5 protein-coding genes are annotated in these 6,432 nt (G+C 65.7%); all 5 read right to left on the minus strand.

Translation table 11 applies throughout. The features are described 5' to 3' along the window. The coding region (locus tag JWN03_RS26060) for a hypothetical protein (protein WP_297620328.1) at positions 1-621 on the minus strand (621 nt) is incomplete at its 3' end. Then, positions 618-1,973: a hypothetical protein gene (locus tag JWN03_RS26065; RefSeq protein WP_297620331.1), complete on the minus strand. Its 1,356-nt coding sequence runs from the start codon at positions 1,971-1,973 to the stop codon at positions 618-620. The genes JWN03_RS26060 and JWN03_RS26065, both read right to left, overlap by 4 nt. Then, positions 1,963-3,858, minus strand: a complete 1,896-nt coding sequence (locus tag JWN03_RS26070; protein ID WP_297620334.1) for an ATP-binding protein — start codon at positions 3,856-3,858, stop codon at positions 1,963-1,965. The genes JWN03_RS26065 and JWN03_RS26070 overlap by 11 nt, the downstream gene beginning before the upstream one ends. 58 nt (positions 3,859-3,916) lie before the next feature. Continuing rightward, complete coding sequence (locus JWN03_RS26075) at positions 3,917-5,461, minus strand: hypothetical protein (protein WP_297620337.1); 1,545 nt, start codon at positions 5,459-5,461, stop codon at positions 3,917-3,919. Continuing rightward, a partial coding sequence (locus JWN03_RS26080) for a phage tail protein (RefSeq protein WP_297620340.1) occupies positions 5,458-6,432 on the minus strand: 975 nt, incomplete at its 5' end. The genes JWN03_RS26080 and JWN03_RS26075, both read right to left, overlap by 4 nt.

Genomic DNA, 6,432 nt, shown 5'->3' on the forward strand with positions numbered 1-6,432 from the left:
CCACGGACGCTTGAGTAACGGTGTCGCACCCTTGGGTGGCAACCATGGATCCGATTCAGATCGTTCGAGTGCGAAGTAGGCGGACGCCAGCTGGCTGCGTTTCAAGCCCGCCGGCGTTGGCCCGGGGATTCTGTGCTCGGGCCGGACCCTAATGACGACGGCGGCGTCACGCCACGGCGCCAATGCGCCGCCGCTGCACGGGTCGTCGCACAACGTTCCGTACACCGGTTCGAGCCCCGCCGGTATGGGAGCGGCGGCGGCCACTATCTCGACAATCCAGAGTTCGGCGGCCTTGTGATCGAGGCTGAGCGGGATCCTTGTCGGGGCGGATAGCCGTAGCGGTCGCCGTGACTTGTCGACGGCCAGCCCCGGCAAAACCACCAGGCTTTTTCCGTCGCCTGTCCCGTCGATCGTGACGCTGAGGCCATAGTCGACCCCTGAGGCCGCCGAGACTCCGGCGGCGAGCGCGTATTCCTCTGCGTACCTCTGGATCTGGTCAAGGTGCTCGGCGCGAAGAAATAGACCGTCGGCGGCAAACAGGCTGCGGAGCTTAGAGTCCGCAGTTGGATCGCTGGTGAGCTCAGTCGGGGCGGCCGTCGGTGCGGTCGATGGCTTGGTCATTGTGCAACCTTCTCTACTCCGGGCAGTCCGTTCGTGAACGTCATGACGGCATCGCGCCCGTCGTCGGCCGAGCACGGCGGATCGTCCTCGAATCCGGCCAGTGGAAGGGGCGGATCGGCGCCAAACGCCGGCACCGGACCGGTGCCCTTCACGATCAACCGGACGATCTCGTACGCGGGTGGGTCGGCCAGTTCGACTTCGACCCTGGTGTCGTCGTCGTGGCAACGAACACCGATGACGTCCTCCTCGACCCAGCCGCGGTTGCGCAACGACGTGATACGAACCGCGCCTCGCACGGTGCTCTTGTTGAGCGGCGCCGTGACCGAGAAGCTGACCGTTGATCCGCCGTTTCCCCATCTCACCGATTCACGGCAGATGCGTGGCCCGCCTGCGTCGTCGGCATGGTCCGGCTCGATTAGGCCCGGCGCCAGTCCGCACAGTAGTTCCTGGATCGTGGCGGTTGGCAGAAGTGCCCGGCGACAGCAGGTACTGATGCCAACACACTCGACTTCAGTGCAGTTGTCCTGGTGTTTGACTTTGATCTCGAGACAGGCCAGTACAACCGGCGCGCTCGCCGTCAACACCGGAAACAACGATTCGCATCCGGTCTGGGACGGTGGTCGCAGGCAAGCGGAATCGAGGGCCGACATGCGGCGGAATTCGGCGAGGAGCGCGGCCGGCCGGTCTGCTGGCGGCATCTCGGCTACGCACCGACGAGCGGCAAGTGCTTCATCACCCGGACAATCTTGCGGTCCCGGTTCATCGATGCCGAGCAGCACACGAGTGCGGTGGTACGGCGCCTGTGGGCACGCGCACTCCCCACGCACCAGCGCCAATTTGCTCGTCTCGATCACTCGGGAGAGATCGTCATGCTTACGGGTGACGTCGCAGGGATCGGCCAGGGTAGGTACCGGCCTCGTTCGGCAGGAATCGAATTCGACACTCAGGCATGCGTGGATGGTTTGAACGGCACAGTCTCTGTCACTCGATTCGGCGGTTTTATCGACCCACGCACTCAAGTCCAAACACTGGCTTGCTTCCTGAGCGCATAGGCGACCGAGGCCATCGACGGCAAGCCCGGGTGAAATCTTCAGCTGACGGGTTCCTTCCCAGCAGACCTCGAATCCCCACACCACACCGGCGCCGTGTAGCCAGGCCGAGGTCAACATGTGCTTGCCTCGGGGGTTCGCCATCAGCACCCGGAAGTCATCCTCGCCGAGCAACATGCCGTAGGCGACTCGCAGCGCGGTGTACGGCTTGGCGGGAAGATCGTCGTCGCACTGGCACACTTCCTGATGCGAGTTGGACGAACGGTCGTCGCAGCCACACGTTGTTGTTTCCTCACAAGTCATTTCGTCTCCTCGGGGGTGCGCCCGGAAACGGCAGGGCGGACTTCTCGTATTCAATCCGGATGGACATGATCAAGTCGTCCTGCCTGATGGCGCAATCACTGGCGGCCGCCCGGAAGGCGGCTCCGATGGCCGCGTTCCGGATCCAGGCTCCGGGAATCGGGTACATGTGGACCAAGGTGTGCAGGTCGATGTCCACATGCAGTTGCCGACTTGGCAGGTGCAGCTGCCAGAGCTTTCGGCGGCTTTCGACGTCGGGCATGGGTAGGTCGACGACGAAGTCCATCCGGCGTAGGAACGCGGCGTCGATGTTGTTGCGGAGGTTGGTGGCGAGCACGAGCAACCCGTCGAATCGATCAAGCCGCTGCAGCAGATACGCAGTCTCCAGGTTCGCGTAGCGGTCGTGCGCGTCGGTTATCTCCGTGCGGGCGCCGAATATCGCGTCCGCTTCGTCCATGAACAGAACGGCTTGGGTCCGCTCGGCGACATCGAACGCCGCCGCGAGATTCTTCTCGGTCTCGCCGATCCACTTCGACACCACCTGAGAGGTGTCGACCCGGAGCAGATCGGTGCCGGCCGCCGTTGCCACTGCCTCAGCGGCGAGTGTCTTTCCGGTTCCCGGTGGACCGGTCAGCAGTACCCTCGCGCCGGACGATGCCCGTGCTCGTTCGAGCATCTGCCAATCGCCCAGCACGCGCGCCTGATGCGTGAGCCGCGCGACTGCTTCCCGCAGCTGCGTCTCCGCCTTCGCCGGAACGACCAGCCGACTCCAGTCGGCTGTCGGGCTCACCAGGTCGATGCCCGCCGGCAGGACGGCGGCGGCCCGCGCTCGAATCAGCGCCGAGATGGCCGACTTGTCGAAAGTCTGGGCCCCGAGCAGGCTGAGCGCGCGGGCGTCCCGCGCGACCTGGGCCGTCAATGCCGGATCGAGCGGGTGTTGGACGGCGAGGTTTTCGGATTCCTCCGCCAGATCCGGCAGGACGCTGCTCCAGGCGTCGCGACGATCATCGGGCGTGATCGGTCCGATCGGTACCGTCATCACCGGCCGATGCGCGCTGAGCCGCGCGCTGCCGGCTGCCATGCATACGACCAGGGGGCCTGCGAGGTCATCGGCCGAAAGCCACGAAGTATGGACCTGGTCTGATGATTCGACGACGACTAGCGGCACGGCGTTTCGCGCGGCGGCGTGCGCTGCGAGCAGACCGATAGCGTGCCGGTCGTCGGGAGCCAGCCGCGCACCGACCATGCCGATCGCCGCGGCCTCCGCTAGAACGGCACAGCGCCCGAGTGCGATGTCGATGTCGTGGCTTTGCACGAGCAGCGTGCGTGGCTCGTCCGATGCCAGAGCGCGGACTGCCTGTTGCGCGGGTACGGTCCGGACCCAATGGGACAGACCGGAAGGAACGTCACCGATGTGAACCCGCTGGAGCACATCCGGCCACCCGTCGTGGCCCGCAAGAGCAACCCACAGTCGTTCGGCCGGTTGCATGCTCTGCTCGAATATCGGTCCCTTTCCTGAGAGTTGGACCAAGCCGTAGCGGATCAACGGCCCCGCGCACAGCATGTCGAGAACTGCGGACCTGTTCGCGCGGTCATCGAGAACGACGGCGGCGATACCGACTGTCGGCCAAGGCTCCTCGTTGGGATTCATCGCGCGAAACGCGCCGGCCACACCTTCGTGAACCTCGGGCAGGCCGGCCAACACCAGGAGGTCGCACTCCACTGGGCTCAGGTCGAACCGGTCCGCGAGATGGTCGAGCGGCTGCAGGTCGAACTCATACCGGTCGTCAACCGTATCTGCCCAATCACGAAGAAAGGTAACGGTTTCCGGTACGTCGGCGACCGCGCTGCCGATCCGCTCGATGACGGCGGCGACTTCCCGGGCCAATTGGGCAGCTCGCGAATAGAGCGTTTCGCAGCTGTTGGGACGCGGTGCGACCAGGAGCTCAGACATAGCTGAACCTGACGACTGTGCCGAGCCACGGCACCCACCCCGGGTCGACATCTAATCCCGCGATCCGCAGGTCGACGTCGACGTCCGCCAGGTCCAGCTGCACATCGATCCAACCCGGCTCGGCATCGATGGTGGCGCGTCGAGAAACGATTCGGCGCAGCACCGCTTCTGGCTCGGAGTCGGGGTCATCGATCCGTGTGACGGTCGCTGCGATCCATCGCTCCGCATGCGCAGCGATGCGTTCGGCTTCGGCATCGGTCAATGCGGGAAACACGCCCGGGCAGGGCAGCTGTCCCGAGAACCCGAGCACCGCGGGATCGTCGGCCGCGCCCGGAACGATGTGCATGGCAAGAGCAGACAGGACGTGTGGCAGCGGTCGACGCGCCAGCGCATCGTCGTCGAGGATCGCCCGCGGGATGTCGGCGTCAGCCGCAGTGTTGAGGAAGAACAACAATCCTGCCCAGACGGTGGAGAGCCCCGCAGTGTCAGCGACGATCGTCCGGTCCGGCGCCTCGACGGATTCGCGATCATCCGCGCTAGCAGGTAAGCGCGCAGGCACGGCCGGTTGTGAGGTGGCTGTGTGCAGACCGACGCCGTGTGCGGCACCTGCCAATCGGGTATCGATGTGCGCGGCGATCGAATCGATCACGTCGGCGGCGTTGGCCCGGGCGAGGATCGAGGAATCCGACTCGACCGCGATCAGCACAGCCCAATTCCAGGACAGTTCCGGATCGGGGCGGATCGGCGCGCACATGAATGCAGTGGCTAGAGCCGACCTGGAGATCGCTACCTCGGCCAAGTGCGCCGCGATCGCTCGGGCCGCGGAGGACGACGCGAAATCGGTCGACAGCGTTCTGGGATCGGTTTTGGGCGATGGAGAACCGACTGGCTCCCCACCGTCCTGCGTTGTGAAAGTCTCCCCGCTCGCACCGACTCTGATCGGTCGGGCGGGGATTTTGTAGCCGATCGCCGCGCATACGGTCATCGTCAGCGCGGCCCATCCAGCGGACCCCAACAATCGGTGCATCGCGGAAAAACCGACGTCGTGCAGTGCCGCAACCACCGTGTTCAAGGCGTCCTGCGGGAACCGTCGCAAGGCACTCAGCACCGCTGCTTGCGGGTCGGTTGCCGGTGACGCTTCGCCGGACGCGAGCAGGCCGACCTGCCGCCAGGCCCATTCATGTTCGGTCGTGCGACGTGCCGTCGATGCAATCAGGTCACGAAGGCCATCCGCCGGCCGCTGATAGTGCACGACGTCGCTCGTCGGCTGATCGATCGCAGCCCCGATGGCATCGATCACCGCTCGTGCCCATTCCTCCTCCAACGCCGTCGCGGGGCGATCCAGATCCAGAACGAGCGGCACCGAAACCAGCCGCACGCACCAATCTCCTGGGGGTAAGGCCACTCTCGCGGCGGCGCGCTCCAAACGAGTGCCGGCTACGCGGTCGGCGAGGCGTCGTACCCGCGTGCTCGTCTCGCCGTCGCCGTCCGGAACCTGCACAGTGGACGTGAAACGATCGATCGTCAGCTCGGTCATCCGACTCTCACCTGCCCGGCGATCGCATCCTGGCCGATGCGACTGCCGATCATCGGCGTCCCCACGACGCCGTCGCTGCCGAGTCGCAGGGTACCGAGCATGGCCCGACTCGCTTCCGGTTGCGGACCGACGTAGGAGGTCAGCCCAACCCGCAGCGTGCCCATCCGCATGCCTGCGCCGAGTTCTTTGATCGTGCCAAGCGTGTGCGCTGGTCCGTGCGCCTGGATCAGGTCACGTACCACCTCGCGCTGCTCGGCCGTGAGCGTGCCGTTGACGAGCACCGTGAACTGGTGCGCGAACGTCGCGAACGATGTCGGTTGCAGGGGCGTGCCACCGATCATGAAGCGGCCCAACGTTCCCGTCTCGCGGACCGACGCGCCGATGTTCGGCGTTGGAAGCCCTTCTCGCTTCGTGTCGAGCACCGTTCCGCCGAGTCCGCGGAGTTGCCATCGCTCGATGATCTGGGGCTCGAATCCGAGGTAGATCGCGATCATCCGGCGCAGGGCCTCCTTGGTCCCGCGGCGACGGAAGAGCTGATACACCTCGGCGACGAGTGCGCGGCGGGCGGATTCGGACCAACGGCGATCGAGGGTCAACCCGGCAAAGCGCGCGAGCCATGCGAGCGCCTCCTGGGGGGTTGCGGACGGGTCGACAAGCACGGCGCGCAGGGCCGCCTTGCCGTCCAGCTCGTACAGCAGGCCGTCTACCGGGGCGAGGAAACGCTGCATGAAGTCGGCGTCGATGTCGTTGCGCGACCACGACTTTGGCAGTGTGTCCAATAACGCGTGCCCAGGCCGTTCGACCCGGATCTCCCGGATCCGTGGGGTCAGGCGGGCGGTTCCGTCCAGCGTCAGTTCGATCCACAGGTACCGGCCACGGTCCGCGTGGACCGGCGACTCGTAGGTTTCGAATCGGTCCTCCGCGGCGATCTGTGCCCAAGGTCGCTCCCTGCCGGTCGGGCGGCGGTACAG

The organism is Nocardia sp. (genome assembly GCF_025465275.1).
Classification (GTDB): domain Bacteria; phylum Actinomycetota; class Actinomycetes; order Mycobacteriales; family Mycobacteriaceae; genus Nocardia.

Excerpts from the sequence above, each read along its gene's own strand:
- JWN03_RS26065 (WP_297620331.1), bottom strand. The coding sequence starts at position 1,973 with ATGACTTGTGAGGAAACAACAACGTGTGGCTGCGACGACCGTTCGTCC.
- JWN03_RS26075 (WP_297620337.1), bottom strand. The coding sequence starts at position 5,461 with ATGACCGAGCTGACGATCGATCGTTTCACGTCCACTGTGCAGGTTCCG.